Genomic DNA, 23,752 nt, shown 5'->3' with positions numbered 1-23,752 from the left:
TGACGCTCGGCGCGGGGGACCGAGGAGTTTGGAGAGTAGGCGCGTCGTTATTATTGGGGCAGGTCCCGCTGGCGCATCGTTAGCTTACTTTCTACGAGGAACAACACACGAGGTCGCAGTCCATGAGGGCTCCCCGAGGCTCGCCGCCAGGGCCTGCGGCTGGGTCACGCCGAGCTCTCTGAGTCAGCTCGTGAAGATACACGAAGAGGCGATCTTGACCGAAATCGACGAGATCAAGGCTTACTTGGACGGGAAAGAGCTCGTGGAGTTGAGGTTCGGAGCACCTTTCTTCCTGGCGGTGAATAAGCCGCTCTGGCTCGAGCTGCTGTTGGAAGAATCCGGGGCCGAGCTTGAGACCGGGCGTAGGATGCACCTCTACTCGCTCACTTCGGCCGAAGGTCAGCTTATCGTGATAGCCGCGGGCTCCATTGGGCTCCTCGCGAGAGCGCTGAGAGCGAGGGTGATCCGCGCGGTCCAATATTTGGTCGAGCTGACAGAGGGCAGGGCGGCGAGCGACGTCGTGGAATTCTGGTTCGATAGCCAGAGCGCGGGCTACTTTTGGGTCTTCCCGCGCGGCGGAGATAGGCTAAGCGTAGGCTTCGGGGGCGTAATAGACTACGAGACCCTTTGGAGGCGTCTAGAGGTATTTCTAGCGAGGAGGTTCGGAGGTCGAGCCAGGATAATCGGGCGAGGAGGAGGGCCGATAGCAGCCACGGGTCTCAAGATGAACCTACTCGAGGAGAGGGGGGTCTGCGCGGTGGGAGAGGCCGCGGGGGCCTCCCTCCCTCTCACTGGAGAGGGCATCAGGCCGTCGGTCATCACGAGCCTCGCGCTAGCTAGATGCCTGAGTGGTGGGAGATCCTACGCAGAGGAGCTCGAGGCGACAGGATTGCCTGGCGTATCTAAGCTCCACTCGGCGGTGCTCGAGGCCCTCCTCGGGATGAGGCCCGAGGCTCGCGCTGCCGTGTTGAGAGCTCTCCCCCCCGAGTTGATGATCGAGCTCGCGCTGGGCTCTGCAAAAGGAGGTCCCAGCCTGCGCGCTAGAATCGTGGAGGCGCTCGCGTCGTCCGGTCTCCTACGCCTCGGAGCATCACTGCTATCTCGCATCGGAAAAGACGGTCAGTAAGAGAGCTCCCTCTCACTCGACTCGACCGGTTTGCTTTACATCATCCCGCTTAAGCTTCTAGGAGCTCGGGCCCGATAAGCTCTCTGCCGACGCGCTCACAACGGCGACAGCCTTATGGACGTCAACACCATGAGTAGCGTGAGCGCTTGCACGAAGAAGCTCAAAGTTCCGCCTGCTCTCTCGCCCAGGGCCCTCACGAGCAGGTCCCGCGTCACCCTGCCGCCATCCGTTACGAAGAGGGGGGCAGCGTTTATCATTGCTAGGCTCAGATTTATCACGTAACAGTAGAATAAGAAGTCGACAGTGGGATAGTAGAGTTCGTCTGGCAGATTCCACGCTTTGGCCTGCCTGACGGTCACGCCGATGAGGTCCTCATCGGCTCTCTTGTGGATCACGTAGAGCGCTTCTTCGCCTCTCAGCGTCTTCCCGCGCAGCTCGAGAATTACGTCGCAACCTCTGTAGAACGAGACGGTCCGTTGGAGGTCCTCGACGGTCCTGATGGGGGTCCCATTGATCTCGAGGATGACGAAGCCGGGTTGGACTCCGGCTCTCTGTGCTGGTCCTCCCTCGCTCACCTCTAGCACTTCGACTCCGGCCGCTTGGCCGCCAATGAAAGAGAGGGCGAGTAACAGCGCGAGGGCTAGGGCCAGGTTCGAGGCGGGGCCGGCCGAATACACGAGCGTCCTCTGCTTAAGCCCGCGCTGAGTCAGCTCCCTCTCATCGGGTTCGACGAAGGCTGCTGGGATCACCACGGCCAAGAGCAGCCCCGACGACTTTATCTTGACGCCGAAGCGCTTGAGAGCCACGGCGTGGGCCACCTCGTGGACGAGAGCCGCGAGGCCTATAGAGATCAACACGTGTAACGCAACGAGCCCTCTGATCGTGAGCCCGGGTATGACTGGCACGAGCCCTCCCGCCGAGGGAGCGCCGGAGAGCGTGGCGAGAGATACTCGAGCCACGAAGTAGTAGAAGAGCGCCGCGGAGGCCACGAACAAAGCCGGGGAGAGAGCGAGATACGCGGAGGCCGCTCTCGAGGCGGCGAAAGAGTCGAGGAAAGACAGCGTGGACTCGAGACGATACATTATGTAAAGGGGCTTGACGACCAGGCCTCGCACTCTTGATGAGAGGAAACGCGCGATCAGGAAGATAGATGCCCACAACAAAGCTACGAAGAGCAAGACCTCGACGGGCTCTATCGTCTATCGCCTCTTTCACACGTTACCGAGCTCTCAGGCTCGCCTCGCGATCCTCTCGATGAGGTAGTCCTCGTCGGGCAGGCCCATTATGACCTCTTCCTCGTCTATTATCACCGCGGGCACCGTGGTAATGCCGTAGTACTCGGCTATATCGGGATTCTCGAAGGCCTCGATGGCGTCGCTCCGCACTTTGCCGTCTCCGCCGAGGTACGACTCGAAAGCTATCATGTGACTGAGAACGACGGCGTAGGGGCAGTAGGGGCAGAGCGGCGTGACTACCACCTTGAGATCGATCTCCTTCCTCAGGCCTCTCACGGCGCGCTTAGCGCCCTCGCTGAGGCCCGAGGCCCCCTCGCTTATCCTTAGAATAGTCTCCACCAGGCTCCTCACCTCCTCACCGGAGGGTATCCCGGTCCACCTCACGCGACCGCCTAACATCGCTATAGTGGGGGTCCTCTCCACTCTATAACGCCTCGCGAGCTCGGGGGCGGAATCCACATCGTGAACCCTGAGCCTCAAGAGCCTCCCGCCTTCTCCGAGCGGGCTGAGTCTCTCGAACTGTCTGAGCAGCTTGATCGACTCGACGCAGTAGTAACATCCATCGCCAACGAACAGGTCCACTTCGACAGGCCCGCGCATCTCCGCCAGCGCTTCTCGCAGCGCGCTGAGCGTGAACTCGTCGAGGTCTCCCCCGGGAACCATGGGGTGCTCGCGATCAAGCGCGGTATACTTTCGGCTTTCTCTCAAGCTCTTCTTCCCCCCAAAAGAGCTCCCCTTCCTCTTTAAAATTCCTACATGAGAGAGCCCTTGAGCCTCAGCGCTCCTCCAGCTCTTCGAGCTCCTCCTCGGCTCCTAGAGTCCTCTGAATCTCCTCGAAGACGTTCCATAGGCTATCGGGGTCGTGAGACGATACCCTGAGTATCTTCAGCCCATCCTCCGCGATTATCTCAACGAGCCTCTGAGCTAGCCTCGCCGGCGCCCCGCTCTCCCCCCTCAAGAGCTCGATCAGGAGGTCGGAGCTCTCTTCTAAGTCGTCCAAGAGCTTGGCTAGCTCGGGGGTAAGCATGTCCGCCTTTGAGAGAGCATCTATCTGCGGGAGACCGTGCCTGAGGCGGACACTTTGCGAGAGCAGGAGCAGCGAGATCAGACTCGACGGTCTCTGAGCGAAGACGCTGTCTATGAGAAAGAGCGCGACCGACGTGTAAGGGTTGAGTATTCGCTTCATGACCTCCATGCTGGCGATCCGATAGGCGAAGAGCTCCAGCTGCCCCGGCGTGTCCACTAACACGTACTTGGCGTCGGTCCTCGCTATCGCGTTCCTGATCTCATAGACGTAGTTGTGGAGGAGGTCTATGCTGGCTACGAGAGCCCCATTGGGCCCCAGCTTATATTCTTCGGCTACTTTCCGAGCGTCAACGAATTCTCTCACGTCTACGTCCGGCGAGTATGGGATCCACTCCACCGCCGGATCCAAGTTGACGCGGCAATAGCTAATGCCAAGGCTCTCCATCCAGTCTCCCAGCGCCTTCACGAGAGTAGTCTTGCCGGAGCCCGCGGGGCCCACAACGAGCACGTAGTACCTCTCCAAAGAGAGCCCTCCACCTCCTCTTCGATGGCTCACATAATGACGTTGAGCTTGTAGCCGCACTTGACGCAGCGCCCATTGGGGTCTAACCCGATGACGTTGGCGTAGAAGCCCCTCCTCTTAATAACCACGGCGCCGCAGCTCGGGCAGTACGTGTTCTCGAGCTCGTGATCCCATACATTGCCGAGGTACACGTGTTTCAGCCCCGCGCGCGCCGCCTCTTCGGCCAGCCTCTCCAAAGTTGACGTTGGAGTCGGGGGGATGTGGAGCATCTTATAGTCCGGGTGAAATCTCAGGAGATGGAACGGCGTCTCGGGCCCCAGTTGATCGGCCACCCATCTCGCTAGCTTTCGCACGTCCTCGACCTTGTCGCCGAGCCTCGGCACGACCAGATTCGTGATCTCAACGAAGACGCCGCGCTCCCGAAAGAGCTCCGCTGTTTGGAATATCGGCGATGGATCGGGGACCGACATGTAGCCTCTGTAGAAGTTGGGATTCGCTCCTCCCTTGAAATCCACAGTGGCGGCGTCCATGTACTTGCTCAGCTCCTCGGCCGGCTCCAGCTCCAGGTAGCCGTTCGTTACCATGGTGTTGAAGAGGCCGCTTCTCTTCGCTAGCTTAGCGACGTCAAGCATGTACTCGTAGAAGATGACGGGCTCGTTGTACGTGTAGGAGATCCCCCGAGCTCCGTATCTCTTCGCCAGCTTCACTACATCTTCCGGCTCGTGGTATACTCCGTAGAGCCCTTCCTCGAGTCTAGATTGACTTATCTCGTAGTTCTGGCAGAACGAGCAGAAGAAGTTGCAGCCGACCGTCGATATTGATAAGACCTCCGACCCGGGTTTGAAGTGATAAAGCGGCTTCTTCTCTATAGGGTCGACGTTCACGGCGGTGAGCAGACCGTAGACCAGCGTGTAGAGCTTCCCGCTCGTGTTCTTTCTAACGCCGCAGACGCCGTATCTGTCGGGGGCGATGACGCATCTCCTATAGCACAGCCCGCACTCTACTCTGCCTTCGCTTAGTGCCCTCCAATACATAGCCTCCCTCACGTGGGCTTTGGCAACGACGCCGGCCCCCATGGTCTAGCCTCTTCGGCCCGAGCTTTTCCAAGTAAAATGCCGGGACCGAGCGGATAATCGTTTACTCGCTAGCCCCTTTCCGCGAGGACGCGCTCGCCGCACTTGATTCTGCGGACTCTGTGGAGAGGAATGCAGGTGCCATCGCGTAGCACGAGATAGTTCAGAGGCGAGAGCCCGCGCAGCGCGTCCCCTCGTATCACTCTGAGGCCGCCCGCGGAGAGCCTATCTACTACCTCTATCTCACACTCTTCCGACTGCTCTGACCAGAGCACGCGTTTTACCGCGTTCATTATCTCGCTCCTACCCACGGAGCTCCGACACCCGCTCCGTTGGCTGAACGATGCATTTGCGCGTTGGTCTATACACGTGGAAGGCGCCGGTCTTCTCGTGGAGGACCAGACACAGCTCGTTGTTGACCTCTGAGGCGGCCTCGAGTACGTCCGGGTTGTCATCGTGTAACTCGCAAAGAGTCGCCCCGAGAGTCGCGGTCAATCTGTTAAGCACAGAGAGTTTCCACTCGATCTCGCCTTCGCAGCGAGAATCGGGCCTAGTTATCAGGGCGCATAAATCGGCGGGGACCACGCCGCTCTCCCACAGCACTTCCTCGATCCTCCTCCGCTGACTAGCCCTTCTGCCCGTTAGTATGAGCACCTCGATGCCCATCCTTATGTAGCTCTTGAGGAGCTCGAGAGCTCCCACTCGGGGTAGCTCCCCTTCGTCTACGAGGACTCCGTCGAAGTCGAAGATGACGATGCACTCGCTACGAGCGAGGCGCACGGCGTCTCACCTCGATCCTTCTCGAAAAGACTCGTTGACCGCGCGAGGGGTCGGGGAGGACGAAGGGGGGGCTTCCGCCGTAGTTTTTACAAGAGCTCTCAATGTAGAGTTCCCCCACTAGAGCGCAAAGCAGAGAATCCGCTTCGCCTCTGGTGAGCTTAACGCCCGTCAATTTCTCCGCCAACTCCACGGTGCTGCTCAAGCCGAGCGCCATCGCCGCGCTGGTGGGGTGAGTCTCCACGACCTCCAGGCCCAGAGCTTTCATCTCTCTAGAGAGCGACGCGCCCCGCAGCGCGAGCGCTCGCATGCTCTTCAAAGTGAGGGGCAGCAATTTGGCGCCCAGCTTCATAGCCGCGAGCTCCTGAGCTCTGAAGGCCTCGCCGAGGGCTGGCACGCTCAGGGGAGCATCGATGGAGACCACGCGTGGCCTCCTCGAGCTGACTGCGATGATTATCTCGCGATCTCTCAGCGCTCTCCAAAGTAGAGCCTCTCCGTCGCGTAGCTCGCATAGGTAGGTCGGCTTCTTCTCGCTGGCCGCTAGGTCTATTCCGATCGACGTCATTTCGCCGCTCGCTTCGGCGCTATGCAATCCTTCGGGGCCGTGGCCACCGGTTCGAGATATTTCCTGAGGCTTTTTGGTATCTCGACACAGTGGTCGTCTCTCTGGTGGTTCTCTAGGATCGCCGTTATGGCTCTCGTCGTCGGAAGCCCCGTTCCGTTGAGGGTATGCACGTATTCTCTTCTACCATCGGACGACCTCATATAGGTGAGCCCCGCCCTGAACGCCTGCCAGTCCAACATGTGGCTTATGCTCGCGATCTCCCGATACACGCCCTGAGCCGGGTACCAGACCTCCACGTCGTACTTCTTCGCTACGCCGAGGCCGAGCTCGCCGCTGACCACTTTCACCACCCTATAGGGGAGCTCTAGGTCTCTCAGTATCTCCTCGACGTTGAGGACCATCTCCTCCAAGTAGCCCCAGCTATCGCTCGGGTGCGCGAAGATGAACTGCTCCACCTTGTGAAACTGATGAACTCTGAATATTCCTTTGAGGTCCTTGCTGCCCGCCCCCGCTTCTCTCCGGAAGCAGGCGCTCCAACCGGCGAGCTTTATGGGGAGCTCCTCCTCTCGGGCCGGCCTCCTATAGAGGAGGCCCATGAGTGGGTGCTCCGCCGTCCCGATTAGGCTGAGGTCTTCGCCCTCGATCTTATAAATCATGTCCTTGAACGCGTCGTAGTCCAGCGCGCTCTCGAGTACCTCCGTTCGTATCATATAGGGTGGCACAACGACTCTGTAGCCCTTCGCGGCGAGCCTCTCGAGGGCGAAGAGACCGAGAGCGAAGTCGAGCCACACCAGGTCGTCGTAGAGATAGTAGAATCTCGAGCCGGCTACTCGCGCAGCCTGCTCCGTGTCGCCCATGCCGAGGACTTGCTCGAGCATTTCAGCGTGATGTATCGGAGGCCTCTCGATGATGACGTGCTCTACTCGGAATCCCCACTTCTCGGTTTGAGCCCTGAACTGCTCCAAGTGCTCACGAGCCACTTTAGGCTTGCCGCCGAATCTGACGGGAACGTTCTCGCTATCGGAGAAGCCCGTCGGCACGTCGTCGGCCAACACGTTGGGGAGAGCCCTGAGGATTCTCCTCCACTCTCGCTCGAGCTCTTCTAGCTGGCGCTCTCGACTCTCTAACAATTGCTCGAGCTCTTTCGCGCGCTCGAGGAGAGCGGCCCTGTGGGACTCGAGGCTCTTCCCGATCTCGCGGCTCAATTTGTTGTACTCGCTTCTCAGCCTTTCTACGTCTTTGAGCGTCTCGAGGTATTTGGCGTCGAGCTCTCTCACCATATCGACCAACGATGGAGAAAGTCCCCTGCGCTCGAGCATCTTTTTATACTCGTCGGGTCTCGAGCGGATGTACTCCATGACGGTCCATCGCGGCACGTCCTACACCTCGCGCCTCCTCGAGCGCGCGAAAACGAAGAAGCGCGAAGCGCTTCCTCGCGCGCGCTTCTCCCGCTAGCAGCTCGCCATCCGCTGCGCTTTCTCGGCCCTCTCCGCGAAGTGCCTTATCGCTTGTATCATCTTAGATTTTGCTCCTTTATTTTCTTCTCCGCTCAAAGCTTCGCGCCCTCTCTCTACGCTACTCATTACGGAGAAGACGAGCAAAATAAAAAATGAGCTCGTCCCCGTTGCTGCTGGAGGGGCCGCCGTAGCTCAGCTCGGTGGAGCGCCGCCCTGGTAACTCGGGCGGCCCGACAGGCGGAGGTCCCGGGTTCGAATCCCGGCGGCGGCTCCACGCGTGATCTCCATCTAGACGGGCGTCGCCGAGAGGCCTCGAGCCTTATGAGCTCCGTGCGCGTAGAAGCGCCGGCTGTCGTGATAACCAGGTTGCTGATCGATGATAGAACGGGGGCGCGCGTAGCCATCGCTCTTGAGGATCCCAGGGTCAGCGTCTCGGCGAGCTTGAGCGAGGGTGGCGCGGTGGTCGAGCTCGCGAGCGACTGCGCGGAGGCCTCCGTGCGACCGCACCCGCCATCTACCACGAAGATCGCGGTGCTGAGGAGGCTCTCTAGGCTCCCTCTGCTCGATCTCTCGTGTTCTAGCGCGAGCGTAGCCCTAGGCCTTTCTCTTTTAGCGCTCGAGCGCGGGCCCCTGTCGAGGCTCGCCGAGGTCGAGCAGAGGTTAGGAGCCGAGCTCGCTCCGATCTTCGGAGGCGTTGTGCTTGGAGGGCTGAACCTCTACGCTGAGGTCAGCGGGAGGCTTGTCCTCCTGTCGCACACCCCACCTCCAGAGAGAGCCAGAGTGCTTCTAGCGAGCCTGCCCCTGCCGGCCCTAGAGCCCTCGCCGGAGCTCGGAGAAGTCGCGCTGGCTCTGGCCGGCTACGCGAGAAGCCTCTGGCTGGAGGACGAGGCCAGCGCGTCGGAGTTCGCAAGCGCGTCGATCAAAGCACTGAGCGGGTGGCTGCCGAGAGAACTCGCGGACACGTTGTCCCGAGGAGGCTTCGCCGCCGTGCCGTCGACGAGCGGCCGCCTTCTCATGATCGCTAGCGAGAGCTCGGGGGAGCTCGGGGAGCTCTACGCGTGGCTCCTCGAGCGCTCGGGGGAGCTCTTCTCGACTCGAGTAGGGCGTCGAGGCCTTGTGGTCAGCCGCCGAGGGGCTCCTCGAATATGATCCAGCTCCTCGCTTCCTTGTTGTAAGAGGCCAGACCCTCGGCGCTGAGCTTGAGAAAGAGCCTCGACATCTTCGCTGGAAGCCTCGAGGCGACCTCTTCCGCTTTCTCTCCTCTCTCCTTGGAGAGCCTCGACTTGAACTCCTCCCAGAATCTCTGATCCACCGCTACGTATTCTCCCCCGAGCCTAAAGACCACGGCCCCTTCCCTCTTGAGCTTATCGAAGAAGGCCGGAGGATTCGAAAGCCAAGTCAACTCGCTCTGGAAAACCACCCCATCCTCGCGGAGCCTCTCGATAGCGCTCGTGCCGCGTCTCCGAGCGCGGGCGGGGGCTGGGCGAGAGGCCGGGGCCTCGCCTCGTCTCGAGATCTCCACGCTCTCGCGGAGCTCGTCAAGCCTCTCTATAACGGCGGCGATCCTCCTGGAGAGTTCGTCTATTTTGGCCGTGTAGGGATTTATGATATCGTGGATCTTCCTCTCCACCGAGGCGATCAGCCTAGCTTGCTCTTGCTCGATGAGCTGGGCCTCCCCGCGCGCGACACGCTGGGAGATCGGTGGAGTCTCTCTGGCTATGGCCAGCAGGTACTCCGTGACGGAGCTTAGACCCCTCTCCTCCGCCTTCTTCTTGAGGATCTCGTACTCCTCGTCACTGAGCTTGATCGTTATCGTCGGCAAGGGTCTCACGCCTCCCCGCTCGATTTCTCTGCTCGTATCCTCGAGGCTCCCACTTCGCTGGCCTCTCTTAGAATCGCTTCTATATCCTTGCTACTAATTCTTTCGCTCTCGGTCTGAACGCGCTTAAGCGGCACAGAGAGGGCGAGCGTCTCGCGAAGGTCCTCCTCGAGCTCTCCGACGAGCGTGCTCAGATCAGGAAAGCCCCGCAGGACGTCCTTCAGCTCTCCGCTGACGTCTCTCACGCTCTCGAGCAGAAGAGGAGCGCCAACCTCGAGGAATGTCTTGAGCCTCGCCTCGAGTCTCTCCAGTAGGAGCCTGGCTCTGACGGTCGAGGCGAGCAGCTCTCGCCTGCTCGAGAGCTCGGCAGCGTAGAGCTCGGCTCTGCTCGTGCGCGAGGCTTTCTCGAGCTCGGCGACGCTGACTCTCAGCCTGCTCTCTATGAGGCTGAGCTTGTACTCGGTCAGCTTGAGCGTTGAGAGGGCACGCAACGCCGCCGCCCTAGCTCTCGCAACGCCCCCTAGCATCGACGAGCTCCCTTCTACCGTGATGCTTACTTGACTCTCCCTACATTTAAAGCGGATCAGATTACGCTTCCATCGAGCAGAGGTGCTCCGACTTCTTGGGGGCGCTCCGTGGTCAATCATTTCTCGAAGACCTGGACGTAATAATCGACACGAGAGAGCACGCGCTTAACCCCATCTTCAAAGAGGCCTTGGAGCGTCGCGGCTTGAAAGTCGGGCTTATGAAGCTGGAGGAGGGAGACTTCGCGGTGCCCTCTTCCGGACTCGGCTGCGCATTAATAGAGAGGAAAACTGTCGATGATTTGATCAACAGCGTGATCGATGAGAGAATATGGTCTCAGCTGGCCAGGCTCCGAGCCGCAGCCTCGAAGGCTCGAGTCGAGGTCTACCTACTCATTGAGGGCGACGTGAGCCGTACGTTGAGCAATAGGTCCGTTGAGCCCCTCTCGGTGATGCGCGTGCTTGAGCTCTCTCAGAGACGCTATGGAGTCACGGTGGTGTTGTCGATCGATGAAGAGACGACGATAGAGTGGCTAGCCAGGAAGGTAGCCGAGCGCAAACGAGAGCTCTCGGAGAGCTCTCCAGCGGAGCTCGACGAGGCCGTGAGGCGTCACTCTATTTACCATGTAAAGGGCGCGAGAGCTGACGTCCGAAGTAAAATCGAGGCCGTCGCGTCGGTCTTGGCCGGGCGCGAGCTCGGGCTGAGACTGCTCGAGAGATTCGGGACGCTGAGAGAGCTGGCCAATGCCTCGATCTCAGAGCTCAAGACAGTCAGGGGGATAGGCGACGTGCGAGCGCGAGAGATCTTTGCCATCTTCAACAAGAAGTGGGAGGCCGCGAGCAGACGAGGAGACCGACGCGGAGCGAGGAGCGCGGGGCCGGAGGAGAGATGGTAGCCGGGCGGGGATTCGAACCCCGGTCACGGGGGCTCTCTCCGCTGCCGCTCGGCTGATGCTTGACCGATCTGCGTTAAAAACCTTCCTTCCACTCTCTTTTCTAATTGCTTCGTCGGAGAGATTCCGACGATTGGTGGGCCCGGGGGGATTCGAACCCCCGACCTACGGGTCTCTCCACTCTCCAGTCACAGCTCATCCCCCATGGGGGTCGTCAGACCCGTAGACCCCGACTCCTCGGGGCCGGGTCCTCTCAGCGCGATGACTGGAGCCCCGGCCGATCCCCCGAGCGCGACGCGCCGAGCGGATCGACCGCCGCTCTGCCTGGCTGAGCTACGGGCCCTCCCTCTGTCACCGCTTCGTTTTACTCCGACTCGACGCTTAAAACGTTTCTTCTCTTGCGCTCTATACCAGAGGCGCCAAGAGATAACTCACGTTTCCTCCACCGGCGAGCCTGAAAGTCATCTTGAGAGGCATATTGCTTGAGAACTCTATCGTGACGGCGTCGGACACCCTCGACAGATTCAGCGTGCTCAGCAGGTAGTCGATATCGTAGGTGCTCGATGAATCACCCTCGGATTCGAGCTCGAGAATCGCGCCGGAGCTTCTGCTGAGCTTGCTGACGTACTTGGTCTCGCCCGGCGCGTAGATGACGAGCGCGTCCTCGGAGCTCTTGTACTCTATCGTCGCTCTCTCCCCGACCACCTCAAGGTCTTTAAGTATGCTTCGAAGGTGATCGGCCAAGAGCGCGACTTTGGTTCTCAGAGCGAGCCTGGCCTCTGGCACCTCGGGCTCGGGCACCTCGAGGTTCCGCGCCTCGTATCTCCTCTTCGGAGCGCTCGGGACCTCGAGGATCACAGAGTCGTCGGAAACCTCTATTTTGAGCTGATCTCCGCGCCTGATCCTGCCTAGCGCTCGCAACACCGCGGCCACGTTGAGCCCCCAGGTCCCCTCCTCCTCGATTTCGTACTCGATGAAGGCAGAGCTGGGGTAGACCACCTCGATCAACGCTACGTTGGCCGGGTCGAGGGCTCGGAGCTTCAGGCCTCCTCTCTCGAATTTCACGCAAGCCTCGTCGACGAGCTTTGACAAGCTCTCGAGGACCGTCTTGAACTCCGAGGCCCCAGCGTAGAGAGCCCGCGCTTTGACCAAGCTTATCGCCACAGCTCACTACTCTTAGGCCTCCTCGAAATAAGGCTTGCCGAGCCGAACGGCTCCGCCTTCCATAGAGTCCTTAGTCCTCAACCTCGAGTCTCCTCGAGGTCTCGGGAAGGGGGAGGGCCTCGAGGCCGAGCCTCGATCTGACCTCGCGCGAGAAGATGGCAGCCGTCGGAGCGCTCGCCCTGCTCGCGTCGACGACTACGAGCCTAGGCCTAGCATCGTCTAGATAGAGCAGCGTGTCCTCGAAATCCGCGTGGTCGCTGAGGGCCACGTAGTAGATTTCTCGGGCTCCGGCATCTACGCGTTTTATGGGCTCGTCGAAGAGCCAGCCCGTGAGAATGATGTCGACTACTCCCCTCCTAGGCCTGCCCGCGCGAGACATGTGTTGAAACTCAACGAACCATCCGCTCCTCACGGCGTCGTCAGCCTCCTTCGTGCCCTCAGCCAGATAATCTGAGATGCGCGCTCCGTGTCTCCTGGCCACGGTCGTCAATTCGTATACTCTGTCCGGGAGCACGAAGGGAGCGTCGATGCCGTGGAGCCTCAGGATCTCCATTGCCTCCTGAAGCTTGCCATGGTAGGCCAGGACCCTCGCCGAGAGCCCCCGCGACATTATCGTGGCCACGAGGTCCGCGAACAGCACGTCGATTTCTCTCTTGAACTTCCTCACCATGCGGGGATCGCCGTACGTGGCATCTATCACTAATATGTCGAGATCCCTCATTGGAGGGGTCCCCGGGAGCTTGAAATCGCTGGTGTACCCGATGAGAGAGCCGTCGCTTGTCTCCACCAGCACCTGACAGCTGCCTATCACGTGCCTAGAACTTACGAGAGTGAGTCTCTCCCCGCTCGGGAGCTCCAAGCTGCGCCCCAGCGCGAGGCTCAGGGTCCTACTCCGAGGGAGTCTATGGCCTAACGCCTCGAGCATCTCGACCGTTGCCTCGGTCGCTAATATTGCGGCCGCTGCTCTCCGGCTTTCGGGGAGCCCCCTCAAGTGGTCGCGATGTATGTGCGTAACGACTCTGTAGGGTCTTCCGGCGTACCCGTCGACCTCTACTGCTCGCCCGAGCACGACGGCCCCCGAGGCCTCGACTCGAGCGTCAGCGCTCCGAGGCTTCACGCGCGCATCAGCTCGGCAGATGTCGCTTCGTCGGATTAACGTTAAAACCATTGCTGGCGGCGAAAGACTCGGAGAGGCTCCGATTGGGGCGCCGCGAGGCTCTGATCGCTCTCATAGACGAATTCGCGGTAGCCGTAGTCATAGTGATCGTGGCGGTCTTCGTGTTATATCGTGCTCACGTTCTGTCGCTCTCGGCCGGCCTGATCATATCGATCGCCGCAACGGCCGCTCTGACCTTCACCGGCTATCTAGCAGCTAAGGAGCAGCTCAAGAGCCCTAGAGTGGGTGCCGAGGCCTTGATAGGCAACGTAGGAGTGGCCGTTGAGGACTTGAACCCAAGCGGCATAGTGCTGCTGAACGGAGAGTACTGGACCGCGAGCTCGATCGATGGGAGATTCGTGCCCCGAGGCAGCAAGGTCGCGGTGATATCGGTTCGGGGGCTTAGGCTGATCGTCCGACCCCTAGAGGCCGGAGAGGGACGAAGAACCTGAATCTCCCAGAAAGTATCTCCTCGAACTCCACGCGATATGCTCTCGTCAAGTTCTCGGTCCTCAAGATCTCTCTGACGGGGCCCTGAAGGGCCTCGCCCCCGCTTAGGAGAGTCGCCGAATCGCAGTACAGCGAAGCCTCGTTCACCTCGTGCATGCTAGCAATGACCAGTTTCTCGCGGCGCGCCTCGCGGAGCAGCGAGAATAGCTCGAGCCTAGCTCTCACGTCCAGGTGGCTGGTCGGCTCGTCGAGGAGCAGGATCCGAGCTCTCGATGCCAGGGCTCCCGCCAGCATAAGCTTCGTCCTCTCCCCGGTGCTCAGCTCATCAGCTCCGCGCTCCGGCTCTATTTCTCCTCCGAGTCGCTCGAGGAGCTCGAGGGCTCTCTCGAACTCCTCGCGCTCGCGACCAGGCAGGATCCCTCTGCATCCCGAGACGTAATAGGACAAGACCACGCCGACCGATAGTCCGCTGAAGTCTGGGGGATAAGCTGGGACATACACCGCCTCGGCTCGAGGAGGGCTCAGCTCGACGCGGCCGCTCAGAGGTTTAAGAGCTCCGCCGAGCGTCAGCAGTAGCGTGGTCTTGCCGCTCCCGTTGGGCCCCAGAACGCAATTGAGCTCTCCCGACGAGAATGCGAGCTTGACGCGCTCCAGCACGGGCCTGGAGCGGCTCCAGCCTATGTCGCCTTCGATCCTTAGCCGGATCATCGCGCTCTGACCCCGATTCTCTTGATCGAGCTCAGGAAGATGTAGAGGAAGAAGAGAGAGCCCAGCACGCTGGTGACGACTCCCACGGGCAGCTCGGCTGGACTCGCTACAATCCTAGCCGCGATGTCGCCTAAAAGCAAGAGAGTAGGCGACAGCGCCGCCGTGAGCAAGAAGGTGGCGCCCACCTCTCCCCCCGAGACGAGTCTCGCGATGTGGGGCACCATGAGACCCACGAAACCTATGGGTCCCGCGGTCGAGGAGACGGCCGCCGCCCCCCAAGCCACCGCGAGGAGGACCTCGCGCCTGAGCTTCTCCGGCTCGACCCCCGCGACGCGCGCGTGCTCCTCCCCCAGCGCGTAGAGCTTGAGCCACCTGAGCCTAGCCGCGAGGAGCGCGATGAGTGGGGCGGCCCCGCTCGCGAGAATAAAGAGTTGATGCGCTCTCGCCACGAGCGAGAGCGAGCCGAAGTACCACGCGACGCCCCAGCGGAGCTTGTCGGCGTGAAGCAGAAGGAGCATCGCGGAGAGGCTGGAGCACAAAATCGTGACCACGACGCCCGAGAGAACAAGCCCCGTTGTGGTGAAGCCCGATATTCTCCCGGCCGCGTAAGTAGCGGCGAGAGCAGCCAGAGCCCCCAGCAGCCCCCCAATGAAGTTGCCCAGAGGACCGAGGGGCGCCCCGGCGAGCGCGGCGACGAAGCTGCCCAGAAGAGCTCCCGAGGACGTCCCAACCACGTAGGGGTCCACCAACGGGTTCCTGAGAACGCTCTGGAGAGCGAAGCCCCCGAGGCCGAGAGCCACGCCGGCCGAGAGTCCGCCTAGAGTCCTCGAAAGCCTGAGCGCAGCCACAGGCTCTCCGCGTAGTAGGTCCTCGAGGCTCAGGATGCCCGTCGGGCCGACGAGTAGGCTAAAGAGCGTTACTGAGAGTAGAGCCGAAAGCGATAGTAGTAGAGAGAACCGCACCCTGCGTTGGAGAAAAATTATGTAGAGCCTCTCGTCGCGCCTCAAAGAGCTGCTGCCTCTCGCCAATTTATCATCGAGCTACGGCCACGCTCGTCGTCGTGGCGTTGACCACGCGCCAGAGGAGTGGCACCACGTCGCTTAAGCTGAGATCCTTGGGCAGCTCGCCAACGCCTAGAAGCTCCGGGTGCAACACCGCGAGGAGAGAGGCCGCCACGACGGGCACTCTGGGCGAAGGTCTCGAGAAAGCGTCGTTGAGGTCGCCATGGACCATGTAGACTCTGCCGCTCTTTACGGCCTTGAGCTCTCCCCCGCCGGGGAGACTCCTCAGCCAGCTTAGAGCTTGCTCAGAGTTCGCGAGACCGCCCGCGTGCTCCGTGAGAATCACGACGTCGGGGTCGAGTCTTAGGAGCGTCTCCACCGAGAGCTGCGGCCAAGCGGTCGAAACATTTGCTAGGACGTTGATGCCCCCGGCGATCTCGATCAAATCGTTGATCCAACTCGCTCCTCCGGCCGCGTATATGGGCTCAACCCACACGATTAAAAGCGCCGTCGGCCTGCTCGGCGCTCCGCTCGACAGGCTCTCGATGAGCGATAAGTTGGCTTTCAACTCCTCGACCAGTGCTCTCGCTCTCTCGCTCTCGCCGGTCGCGACTCCTAAGAGGAGGATGCACCTGTACAGCTCCTCCAGGTTCTCGGCATCGAGGGCTAGAACCGTGAGGCCCCGAGAGGCGAGGGCCTCGATGTGTCTAGCCTGCACTCCTCCAGTTCCGACTACGAGATCCGGCCTCAACTTAAGTATTGTCTCGATACTGGGATTGATGAAGTCTCCCACGTATTGTATTTTGCCAGCTCGCGCGAGCTCCACCACATCGGGCGGATAATTAGAAAATCTATCGACTCCGACGACCTTCTCCCCGGCTCCGATCGCGAAGAGGATCTCGGTGGTCGAGGGAGCTATGCTGACTATGCGCTTAGGCTCGTTGACTATCACCACCGAGCGTCCCAGCGAATCTACGAGCTGAACGGGGAACGCGCTCGGCTTCTCCAGCTTAGCCTCGACGGCCTCCAGTCTAGTTTGAATTAGATCGAGGCGCCGCTCCGCTACCTCGTAGGAGGCCACGACGGATGCTATCGCGATCAACGAGAGAGCGAGAGCTAAGGCGTGAAGGCGAGAGCTCACGAGAGCCACCTGGCTAAGGAATCCAGGTTTTATTTAAAAAGATTTCTCTAAGAGGCGCATCACAGCGAAAGAGCCTTCATGGGAAGACTCCCTGCAATAGCCACAGCATGTACAGCGGTATGAAGACGAGCGATATCGTGTTGAGCAGCTTGATTACTATGTGGAGCGAGGGGCCGGCGGTATCCTTCAGCGGGTCCCCCACGGTGTCGCCAACTACTGCCGCCGCGTGAGCCGGTGATCTTTTGCCGCCGAAGTGGCCCGACTCTATGTACTTCTTGGCGTTATCCCAGGCCGCTCCGCCCCACATCATTGTTATCGCGAGAGATATGGCGCTCGCCGTAGCTCCTATCACTAGGGCCCCCACCGCCGGTCCGCCGAAGAGGGCGCCCACGATGAGGGGGGTCGCTATGACGACGAGGGCCGGAGCAGTCATATTCCTCAGAGCGAAGCTCGTGCTCACGTCGACGGCTCGATAATAGTCGGGCTTCTCCTTACCCTCGAGGATCCCCGGCCTCTCTCTAAACTGCCTCCTAACCTCCTCGACCATATGAAAGGCGGCTCTGGCGACAGCCCTGAGGGCCAGAGCCGAGAAGAGGAAGGGCAGCATGGCTCCAATGATGACGCTGATGACGATCTCGGGCCTAACCAAGAGGAGCTTGTCTAGGAACCCGCTGAGAGCCGAGAGGAAGCCCTCGGCGTCTATGGTCACTCCACCGTTGATCGCCGTGAGGACGGATGGGTCTCTAGCCACGTAGTCCTGCACGAAGGCTTGGAAGAGCAGAAGAGAGGCGAGAGCGGCCGACCCCATGGCGTAGCCCTTCGTTAAGGCCTTGGTGACGTTACCGAGGGCATCGAGGGGCTCCAGCCTCTCTCTTACATCGCTCTCGAGACCGCTCATCTCGGCTATCCCCCCGGCGTTATCCGAGATGGGGCCAGCCCCGTCGAGCGTCATGATGATTCCCGAGAGAGCGAGCATCCCCATGGTGGCCAGCGCCGTTCCGTAGACTCCCGCTATGAACTCGGCGAGCCGCGAGTCGACGCCAGAGTGGGCTAAGCCCAGCGAAGGCGCGGCATCGACCCCTATCACGAAGGAAGTAGCCAGCGCTATCGATATAACGATTATTGGGAGCGCCGTGGCTCTCATGCCTACTCCGAGGCCTTGGAGAATCGTTATCGCGGGGCCGCTTATCGAGGCCTCGGCGATCTCCACCACGGCTCTAGCCCTGCTGGCGGTGTAGAGATTCGTGAGCAACACTATCAACACCGACGCGGCGACTCCGCAGAGCGTAGCGGCTAACATGTGGGCCCACGACTCGGGGACCACGACTCTCAGCGTCGCCGCGATGCCCGCGACCGCTGCTAGGCCCGACAGCATCACGGCGTTCCTCATGGGCTCCACGGGCTCTTTGAATCTCTTTTGATGGGACGCCAAGAAGACGCCAGGAATAGTCGAGAGCACGCCCACGCCAGCCATCAAGAGCGGCAAGAAAATGTACTTCGACGCCTCGACGTGGTCTACGCCCGACTGCGCGAGCAATAGGTAGACTGCCCATCCTATGAGCATCGCGCCCAGGGTCTCGGCCGTGACCGACTCGAAGACGTCAGCTCCTCTCCCCGCGCAGTCGCCCACGTTATCTCCGACCTGGTCGGCTATCACGGCGGGATTCCTCGGATCGTCCTCGGGTATGCCCGCCTCGACCTTGCCCACGAGGTCGGCTCCTATGTCCGCCGCCTTAGTATAGATGCCCCCGCCGAGTTGCGCGAAGAGAGCTGAGAGACTGGCTCCGAAGGCAAATCCGGCCACCGCGTCGAGCGCCAGCCTAAGCTCTAGGGGCCCTCCGCCGCCCACGAGCGAGGAGTAGAGCAAGTAGAGGGCGGATATCCCGAAGAGGCTCATCGATGGAACGGAGAAGCCCAGCACCGAGCCTCCTAGAACGGCTATGCGTAGCGCGTTCCACGTGCCGACTCTAGCTCCCTCCGCCATCCTCACGTTGGCTCTCGTCGAGGCGTCCATGCTCAGGAACGCCGCGAAGAGCGAAGCTAGAGAGCCCAGGATCACCGAGGCTCCTATCAACGCGGACTCCAATATCACCTCATCGGAGAGCTCGGGCCTCGTTGGGAGAACTCGGATCCTATAGCCAACGTAGACGGAGAAAGCCGCCACGGCGGCCATGATCGCCGAGAAGCTCATGATCGTCTTCAGTTGCCTCCTCATGTACGCCGAGCTGCCCTCGCGTATCGCTCTCCAGACCTCGACCATTCTCTCCGTGCCCTTTGGCAGTCTCTCGATATACCAGAAGCTGAGAGAGGCCAGCCCTAAGCCGAGAGCCCCTAACGCTAGACCTATCAAGGCGTAGGTCGACGCGCTCAACGTCCCACCCCTGAGCCTCCCCGACTTGAGCAGCGCGCGGCTTAAAATTATCATCGCGCTACGCTGCGCGGTCCCGAGGCGAATAGATTTAATTAGAGCGTTTGCTGAGCGCTAGCGCGCCCGTGAAGAGACAACACCTAGGCGAACGATGAGCTGTTCTCTGCGAGCTGAGGCGCGCGGGGATGATCGCGCTCGAAAGGGACGAGGCGAGGACCTGTGAGTGCCCCGCGCAGGAGTGACCCCGTGGAGAGCTTCGGGGAGCTGTTGGCCGATTACTGCCTGGAGTTGAAGCCGCGCGACGAGCTCCTAATCGTTGGCGGGCTCCAAGGCCTCGAGGGAATCAAGAGCCTCTATATGCGAGCCGTGGTGAGGGGGGCCTACCCGAGAATCGAGCTCGTCGACGACGAGCTCCTCGAGTTCTTCTATAGGCGAGCTCCTCGCGAGCTCCTCGAGTTTCTATCGCCCATAGACGAGTTCGTATACTCTAAAGTGAGCGCCTTGGCCAAAATAGGAGCGCCATCCCACACCAAGCCGCTCCTAACGGTGGACCCCGAGAGGATTAGCGCGAGAGCTCGCGCCACGAGGAGGCTGAAAGAGATATTCCTGGAGAGAGACGCGAGGCGAGAGCTCAGGTGGGTGACGACCCACTTCCCAACTCCGGCATCGGCTCAGGAGGCCGGCTTCGCGCCGCTCGAGTGGCGGGAGTTCGTGTTCCGCTCAATGAAGCTTCACGAGCCCGACCCCGTGGCGGCCTGGCGCGAGCAGGCATCCGCGCAGGAGAGGATCGCGAGGGCTCTCTCCAAGATAGACGAGCTCAGGATCCTCAGCGAGGACTCGGATCTTCTGCTGAAGGTGGGAGGCAGGACCTGGCTCAGCGACGACGGCAAGAACAACATGCCCGGGGGCGAGGTTTTCACGGCTCCTCTCGAGGATACGGCCGAGGGGGCCGTGTCATTCACGTACCCGGCCCTATGGGGAGGCGCCGAGATTGAAGGCGTCAGGCTCGTGTTCAGGAGAGGGGTCGTAGTCGAAGCAAGAGCCCTCCGCGGCGATGAGTTCTTGCGGAAGATGCTGAGTACCGACGAGGGAGCGAGCAGACTGGGCGAGGTCGCGTTCGGCCTGAATTACGATATCGACAGATTCACGAAGCACGTGCTATTCGATGAGAAGATAGGGGGGACGATACATCTTGCTCTCGGAGCGGCCTACCCGGCCACGGGCGGCAGAAACGCCAGCTCCATCCACTGGGACATGGTCAAGGACATGAGGAGAGGGAAAGTGCTAGGCGACGGCGACGTTATCTACGAGAACGGGAGATTCCTCTGGGACCTGATCTAGGCGTCAACGACGCTCGAGCCCCCTAACTAGAGGAGCGGGGCTCCCGCACACGTGGCAGAATCTAGCGCCCTCCACGAGCTTCGCGCCACATCTCGCGCACGCGGGCTCGCCGAGCGCGCCGACCCGCGATGAGACGAAGACCCTCTCGTACTCGCGCTTTACGTCCTCCTTCATCAGGTGCGTGTAGATTTGGGTCGTCTTGACGTCGCTGTGGCCGAGGATCCTCTGGAGGGCGATCAGGCTCATGCCGCGCCTAAGCGCCTCGGTAGCAAACGTGTGCCTGAGGACGTGAGGTCTGACGGGCAGACCGTCGAGGCCTGCCCTCGACGCGAGCCTCTTCAGTCTCTTATAGACGGCGTTGTAAGTGAGCGGTATCACTCTATCATCCGGCTCTCTGCCGGCCAGAGCGACCTCCAGGAGAGACCTAGAGAGGGGGCCCACGAACACCGTCCTGGGCTTGCCGTATTTGCCGTGCCTCACCTCGACCTCTCCTCGCTCCAAGTCCACGTCTCGCGCCCTCAGGGCCAAGAGCTCGCTGATCCTCAGCCCCGTCTCGTAGAGCAGAGCCACGAGGAGCATGTCCGTGAAGTCTCGGGCCGACGCGATGAGCGCTCGAATCTCGCGCTCGCCGAGTGCCTCGATGGCCCCCCTCGGCGGCCTCTTCACGACGGGGACCATGTGGGGCGGCTTGCCGCACCACGCAAGGAACCTCCTCACGAAGAGCGAGTAGTAATGTAAGGTGGACTGGGCCCTCCTCCTCTCCTCGCGACTATCGACTTTCCTCCCGCGCCCGGAGCCGGCCCTCAGTCTCGAGTTGATCCAGCTCAGGACATCCTCGTAGCTCACTTCACTTATCCTCTTCTCGGGACCGACGCGCGAAGCAAAGTCGAGCAACGCCGCTCTATAGCTCTTGACCGTCTTGTCGCTCAGCCCTAGAGCTCCGAGGGTGGCCAAGAAGAGGGAGACGGCCTCCCCAATGCTCCTATTAGATAGATCTGGCGGGGGGCTGGGGAGACTAGTCAAAGATCTGCCCCGGCTGAGGATCAATGCCTCGTTGGGTTAAGAGGAGCGCGCCGCGGGGAGAAGCGGGGGGAGAGGGAAAAATTCCGGGTTCGTTTCGGTCTTACCCGCCCGAGCTCGCTTCACCTAGCCCAGGGCAGTATCAGCTTGCCCAGCTTGTCCATTTCCTCCCAGTACTTCCACTCCTGGTCGACGAGCTTCTGCACGTATTCTATGTCCTCGTCGGCCAGGTTGGCGAATCTGCCCTGCAGCCTCATGTACTCTTTGACCGGCTTCCTCTGGGCCGGCTTCACGGTCAGCCTGAACTTGCCGTGGTCGTACTCCCACAGAGCCCACATGCCCGTCTCGACAGCGAGCCTGCCGACCTTCACCGTGTCCTTCGCGTCGAAGAACCAGCCCTTCGGGCAGGGCACCAGCAGGTGTATCAGCGTCGGGCCTCCGGCGTTCAGGGCCTTCCTGACCTTGTTCATCAGGTCGAGCGGGTAGGAGACGCAGGCGGTGGCGACGTATCTGATGCCCGGATGGGCCGCTGCTATGAGGGCCACGTTCTTCTTCAGCCTGTCGTTACCGATTCTCTTGATCTTGCCCCAGGGCGTGAACGTCGTATAGGCTCCCCAGGGCGTCGTGCTGCTGGCTTGCACTCCCGTATTGGCGTAGGCCTCGTTGTCGTATAGCACAAACAGCAACCTCGGGTAATCATAGGTCAGGGCGCCGGAGAGCCCGGCGAGCCCGATGTCGGCGAAGCCTCCGTCTCCGCCGTACACGACTACGTTTATGTCCTCCTTCTTCCTCTTGCCCTTGGTCATCAGAGCTCTGAGCCCAGCCGCGGTTCCCAGGCCGGCAGCGCCTCCTCCTCCCAGCTGCGCGTGATACCAGGGCAGCGCGTAGGGCGACGTCAGGAACTGGTGAGCGTTGGCGACATACATGCAGCCCGTCGGTCCTAGCAGGATGGTCTTGGGCCCGGCGGCCTTGGCCACGAGCTTGTAGCCCAGAGCGGGGCCGCAGCCTGCGCAGGTCCTGCGACCCGACACGTAGTAGTCAACGGGCGGGATCTCCTTGATCGTCTTGAAGAGTATCTCCTCGCTCATCACGTATCACCTCCCTCCTTAGATGTCCTCACCCTTCAGGGTGAGCCAGTGCACGTTCTTCTCGACTCTCTTGAGCTCTGCGTATTTCTGGATTATCTCCACCGCCTTCACGAAGTGTCCCACGGAGGGCTCTCTGCCTCCCAGGAACAGGAAGTTCGTGATCAGCGGCCTCACATCGGCCTCGTAGAGCGCCGACTTCAGCTCGGTGTAGAGCACGCCCCCGGAGTACGGGGAGCCGAAGGAGAAGCTGAAGTCTAGCACGCCCACCGACTCAACGTTCTCGAGAGCCTGCCTCAGCTCGATGTACGGGAACGGCCTCATGTACCTGCTCCTCACGACTCCGACCTTCACGCCCTTCTCCCTCATCCTCTTGGCGGCGGCTATGGCGTTGATCGTGTAAGCTCCCATCGTGACGAGGGCGTATTTCGCGTCCTCCATGAACCAGCTCTCCACGAAGGGCTTGTAGTCTCTGCCAGCGACCTCGTTGTAGAGCTTCCACGCCTCGGGTATTACCTCCTTGTAGGCCCTCTTCATGGCAACGTCAATGCACTTCCTCTGCTCCGGGCCTATCAGAGACGGGGCCACGTGCTGGGCCTTCGTCACGGGGCCGAAGTCGGGGTCGAGCGGGTAGGGAGGCTTGTAGGGCGGCAGGAATCCCTCTCTTATCCTCTTCTCGTCGGGCGCCAGTACTGGACCTGATATGTGCGTGACGGTTGCTCCGTCTACTGCCACGAACGTCGGCAGCAGCACTCTCGGGTCCTCGCTGACTCTGAAGGCCACGATGGTCGCGTCGAGGGCCTCCTGCGGGCTCATGGGCCACGATATCATCCAGCCGTAGTCTCTGTAAGTCAAGACGTCGTTCCACTCCATGCCGAAGTTGCCCGGGTCGTCGAGAGCTCTGCAACCGGCCAGAGCTACCACGGGGCACTGAGCTAGGGCTGTGACTATTATGGCCTCGGTGGCGAAGATCATGCCGACGCCGCTGCTCCCAACGAACGTCCTAGCTCCCACAGTAGATGCGTGCTTGGCCACCTCGAACTGCGTGTGCTCGGAGTCGGCCACGATGAGCTCGGCCATCATCTGCCCGTCGGCTATCATTTGGGCTATCGCGTTCATGACGCCGGTGTAGGGCCTGATCGGGTACGCCGCGATGACGTCGACGTCAGCTATTCTAACGGCCTCGGCCACCGCTCTGGCTCCGTGCCAGACGTGCTTCCTCGGAACGGCCACGAGCTCAGGCGGGAGAGGCTTCACGCGAGCTGAGGACATATCTTTCACCCCTCATGACCGTAAAGGG

At 60.9% G+C, this 23,752-nt stretch carries 24 protein-coding genes and 2 tRNA genes; 6 read left to right on the top strand and 20 right to left on the bottom strand.

The window, feature by feature from the left end; genetic code table 11:
• The first annotated feature begins 28 nt into the window (after window positions 1–28).
• Entirely contained in the window at window positions 29–1,126 is a 1,098-nt protein-coding gene (locus QXU97_05260) for a hypothetical protein (protein ID MEM4035997.1), read from the top strand.
• Between the two features lie 95 nt (window positions 1,127–1,221).
• Here QXU97_05260 and QXU97_05255 read toward each other — a convergent pair whose 3' ends face one another.
• The 8 genes from QXU97_05255 to serS form a co-directional block, all read right to left on the bottom strand.
• The gene (locus QXU97_05255; GenBank protein ID MEM4035996.1) at window positions 1,222–2,304 is read right to left on the bottom strand and encodes a site-2 protease family protein; all 1,083 of its coding nucleotides are present in this window, start codon (window positions 2,302–2,304) and stop codon (window positions 1,222–1,224) included.
• A gap of 51 nt (window positions 2,305–2,355) precedes the next feature.
• Window positions 2,356–3,024, bottom strand: a complete 669-nt coding sequence (locus QXU97_05250; protein MEM4035995.1) for a thioredoxin family protein — start codon at window positions 3,022–3,024, stop codon at window positions 2,356–2,358.
• A 112-nt stretch (window positions 3,025–3,136) separates the two neighbouring features.
• Complete coding sequence (locus tag QXU97_05245) at window positions 3,137–3,910, bottom strand: ATP/GTP-binding protein (GenBank protein MEM4035994.1); 774 nt, start codon at window positions 3,908–3,910, stop codon at window positions 3,137–3,139.
• A gap of 29 nt (window positions 3,911–3,939) precedes the next feature.
• Window positions 3,940–4,986 carry an AmmeMemoRadiSam system radical SAM enzyme gene (amrS, locus tag QXU97_05240; protein ID MEM4035993.1) on the bottom strand — a complete coding sequence of 349 codons (1,047 nt, stop codon included), beginning with the start codon at window positions 4,984–4,986 and terminating at the stop codon, window positions 3,940–3,942.
• Between the two features lie 68 nt (window positions 4,987–5,054).
• The gene (locus tag QXU97_05235; protein ID MEM4035992.1) at window positions 5,055–5,294 is read right to left on the bottom strand and encodes an RNA repair domain-containing protein; all 240 of its coding nucleotides are present in this window, start codon (window positions 5,292–5,294) and stop codon (window positions 5,055–5,057) included.
• Window positions 5,287–5,763 (bottom strand): hypothetical protein, encoded by a 477-nt coding sequence (locus tag QXU97_05230; protein MEM4035991.1) that lies wholly within the window; start codon window positions 5,761–5,763, stop codon window positions 5,287–5,289. The genes QXU97_05235 and QXU97_05230 overlap by 8 nt, the downstream gene beginning before the upstream one ends.
• Window positions 5,747–6,325 (bottom strand): DUF429 domain-containing protein, encoded by a 579-nt coding sequence (locus QXU97_05225; protein ID MEM4035990.1) that lies wholly within the window; start codon window positions 6,323–6,325, stop codon window positions 5,747–5,749. The genes QXU97_05230 and QXU97_05225 overlap by 17 nt, the downstream gene beginning before the upstream one ends.
• Complete coding sequence (gene serS, locus QXU97_05220) at window positions 6,322–7,701, bottom strand: serine--tRNA ligase (GenBank protein MEM4035989.1); 1,380 nt, start codon at window positions 7,699–7,701, stop codon at window positions 6,322–6,324. Before serS ends, QXU97_05225 begins: the two co-directional genes overlap by 4 nt.
• A 262-nt stretch (window positions 7,702–7,963) precedes the next feature.
• Here serS and QXU97_05215 point away from each other — a divergent pair.
• Window positions 7,964–8,056 (top strand) — tRNA-Thr (locus tag QXU97_05215).
• A gap of 47 nt (window positions 8,057–8,103) precedes the next feature.
• A complete protein-coding gene (locus QXU97_05210) occupies window positions 8,104–8,931 on the top strand; it encodes a hypothetical protein (protein ID MEM4035988.1) in 828 nt (275 codons plus the stop codon).
• Here QXU97_05210 and QXU97_05205 read toward each other — a convergent pair.
• Window positions 8,903–9,604, bottom strand: coding sequence for a hypothetical protein (locus tag QXU97_05205; GenBank protein ID MEM4035987.1), 702 nt, complete (start codon window positions 9,602–9,604; stop codon window positions 8,903–8,905). The genes QXU97_05210 and QXU97_05205 overlap by 29 nt on opposite strands.
• A gap of 5 nt (window positions 9,605–9,609) precedes the next feature.
• On the bottom strand, window positions 9,610–10,128 hold the full coding sequence (locus tag QXU97_05200; GenBank protein MEM4035986.1) for a hypothetical protein: 519 nt from the start codon (window positions 10,126–10,128) through the stop codon (window positions 9,610–9,612).
• 95 nt (window positions 10,129–10,223) lie between these two features.
• On the opposite strand from QXU97_05200, the gene QXU97_05195 reads away from it, so the two are divergent.
• Window positions 10,224–11,021, top strand: coding sequence for an ERCC4 domain-containing protein (locus QXU97_05195; protein MEM4035985.1), 798 nt, complete (start codon window positions 10,224–10,226; stop codon window positions 11,019–11,021).
• Between the two features lie 131 nt (window positions 11,022–11,152).
• Here QXU97_05195 and QXU97_05190 read toward each other — a convergent pair.
• The 3 genes from QXU97_05190 to QXU97_05180 form a co-directional block, all read right to left on the bottom strand.
• Window positions 11,153–11,361, bottom strand: a tRNA-Trp gene (locus QXU97_05190).
• Window positions 11,362–11,423: 62 nt separating this feature from the next.
• Window positions 11,424–12,170 (bottom strand): DNA polymerase sliding clamp, encoded by a 747-nt coding sequence (locus QXU97_05185; GenBank protein MEM4035984.1) that lies wholly within the window; start codon window positions 12,168–12,170, stop codon window positions 11,424–11,426.
• A gap of 82 nt (window positions 12,171–12,252) precedes the next feature.
• Window positions 12,253–13,299, bottom strand: a complete 1,047-nt coding sequence (locus tag QXU97_05180) for an MBL fold metallo-hydrolase (protein ID MEM4035983.1) — start codon at window positions 13,297–13,299, stop codon at window positions 12,253–12,255.
• 83 nt (window positions 13,300–13,382) lie between these two features.
• Between QXU97_05180 and QXU97_05175 the strand changes: the two genes are divergently transcribed.
• Window positions 13,383–13,790 (top strand): NfeD family protein, encoded by a 408-nt coding sequence (locus QXU97_05175; protein MEM4035982.1) that lies wholly within the window; start codon window positions 13,383–13,385, stop codon window positions 13,788–13,790.
• On the opposite strand, the gene QXU97_05170 is transcribed toward QXU97_05175, so the two are convergent.
• The 4 genes from QXU97_05170 to QXU97_05155 all read right to left on the bottom strand — a co-directional run bounded on the left by QXU97_05170 (window position 13,741) and on the right by QXU97_05155 (window position 19,063).
• Complete coding sequence (locus QXU97_05170) at window positions 13,741–14,496, bottom strand: ABC transporter ATP-binding protein (GenBank protein ID MEM4035981.1); 756 nt, start codon at window positions 14,494–14,496, stop codon at window positions 13,741–13,743. The genes QXU97_05175 and QXU97_05170 overlap by 50 nt on opposite strands.
• Entirely contained in the window at window positions 14,493–15,503 is a 1,011-nt protein-coding gene (locus QXU97_05165) for an iron ABC transporter permease (protein ID MEM4035980.1), read from the bottom strand. The genes QXU97_05170 and QXU97_05165 overlap by 4 nt, the downstream gene beginning before the upstream one ends.
• A 25-nt stretch (window positions 15,504–15,528) precedes the next feature.
• On the bottom strand, window positions 15,529–16,638 hold the full coding sequence (locus QXU97_05160) for an ABC transporter substrate-binding protein (protein MEM4035979.1): 1,110 nt from the start codon (window positions 16,636–16,638) through the stop codon (window positions 15,529–15,531).
• A 76-nt stretch (window positions 16,639–16,714) separates the two neighbouring features.
• On the bottom strand, window positions 16,715–19,063 hold the full coding sequence (locus QXU97_05155) for a sodium-translocating pyrophosphatase (protein ID MEM4035978.1): 2,349 nt from the start codon (window positions 19,061–19,063) through the stop codon (window positions 16,715–16,717).
• Window positions 19,064–19,225: 162 nt separating this feature from the next.
• Here QXU97_05155 and QXU97_05150 point away from each other — a divergent pair, with 162 nt between their 5' ends.
• The gene (locus QXU97_05150) at window positions 19,226–20,347 is read left to right on the top strand and encodes an aminopeptidase (GenBank protein ID MEM4035977.1); all 1,122 of its coding nucleotides are present in this window, start codon (window positions 19,226–19,228) and stop codon (window positions 20,345–20,347) included.
• A gap of 3 nt (window positions 20,348–20,350) precedes the next feature.
• Here QXU97_05150 and QXU97_05145 read toward each other — a convergent pair whose 3' ends face one another.
• The 3 genes from QXU97_05145 to QXU97_05135 form a co-directional block, all read right to left on the bottom strand.
• Window positions 20,351–21,301 (bottom strand): tyrosine-type recombinase/integrase, encoded by a 951-nt coding sequence (locus QXU97_05145; GenBank protein ID MEM4035976.1) that lies wholly within the window; start codon window positions 21,299–21,301, stop codon window positions 20,351–20,353.
• Between the two features lie 188 nt (window positions 21,302–21,489).
• Entirely contained in the window at window positions 21,490–22,455 is a 966-nt protein-coding gene (locus tag QXU97_05140) for a thiamine pyrophosphate-dependent enzyme (protein MEM4035975.1), read from the bottom strand.
• Window positions 22,456–22,473: 18 nt separating this feature from the next.
• Window positions 22,474–23,724, bottom strand: coding sequence for a hypothetical protein (locus QXU97_05135; protein MEM4035974.1), 1,251 nt, complete (start codon window positions 23,722–23,724; stop codon window positions 22,474–22,476).
• Window positions 23,725–23,752 lie beyond the last annotated feature (28 nt).

Source organism: Fervidicoccaceae archaeon, from assembly GCA_038878695.1.
In the GTDB taxonomy this organism is placed as follows: Archaea; Thermoproteota; Thermoprotei_A; order Sulfolobales; family Fervidicoccaceae; genus JAVZVD01.
Note: the sequence above shows the minus strand (reverse complement) of the source record. Positions and strands in the feature narration are given on the sequence as shown.

Bases quoted from the DNA above. Each gene is read 5' to 3' on its own strand.
- QXU97_05135 (MEM4035974.1), bottom strand. From the start codon at position 23,724: ATGTCCTCAGCTCGCGTGAAGCCTCTCCCGCCTGAGCTCGTGGCCGTT.
- QXU97_05225 (MEM4035990.1), bottom strand. From the start codon at position 6,325: ATGACGTCGATCGGAATAGACCTAGCGGCCAGCGAGAAGAAGCCGACC.
- QXU97_05210 (MEM4035988.1), top strand. From the start codon at position 8,104: ATGAGCTCCGTGCGCGTAGAAGCGCCGGCTGTCGTGATAACCAGGTTG.
- QXU97_05155 (MEM4035978.1), bottom strand. From the start codon at position 19,063: ATGATAATTTTAAGCCGCGCGCTGCTCAAGTCGGGGAGGCTCAGGGGT.
- QXU97_05250 (MEM4035995.1), bottom strand. From the start codon at position 3,024: ATGGTTCCCGGGGGAGACCTCGACGAGTTCACGCTCAGCGCGCTGCGA.
- QXU97_05140 (MEM4035975.1), bottom strand. From the start codon at position 22,455: ATGAGCGAGGAGATACTCTTCAAGACGATCAAGGAGATCCCGCCCGTT.
- QXU97_05200 (MEM4035986.1), bottom strand. From the start codon at position 10,128: ATGCTAGGGGGCGTTGCGAGAGCTAGGGCGGCGGCGTTGCGTGCCCTC.
- amrS (MEM4035993.1), bottom strand. From the start codon at position 4,986: ATGGGGGCCGGCGTCGTTGCCAAAGCCCACGTGAGGGAGGCTATGTAT.
- QXU97_05170 (MEM4035981.1), bottom strand. From the start codon at position 14,496: ATGATCCGGCTAAGGATCGAAGGCGACATAGGCTGGAGCCGCTCCAGG.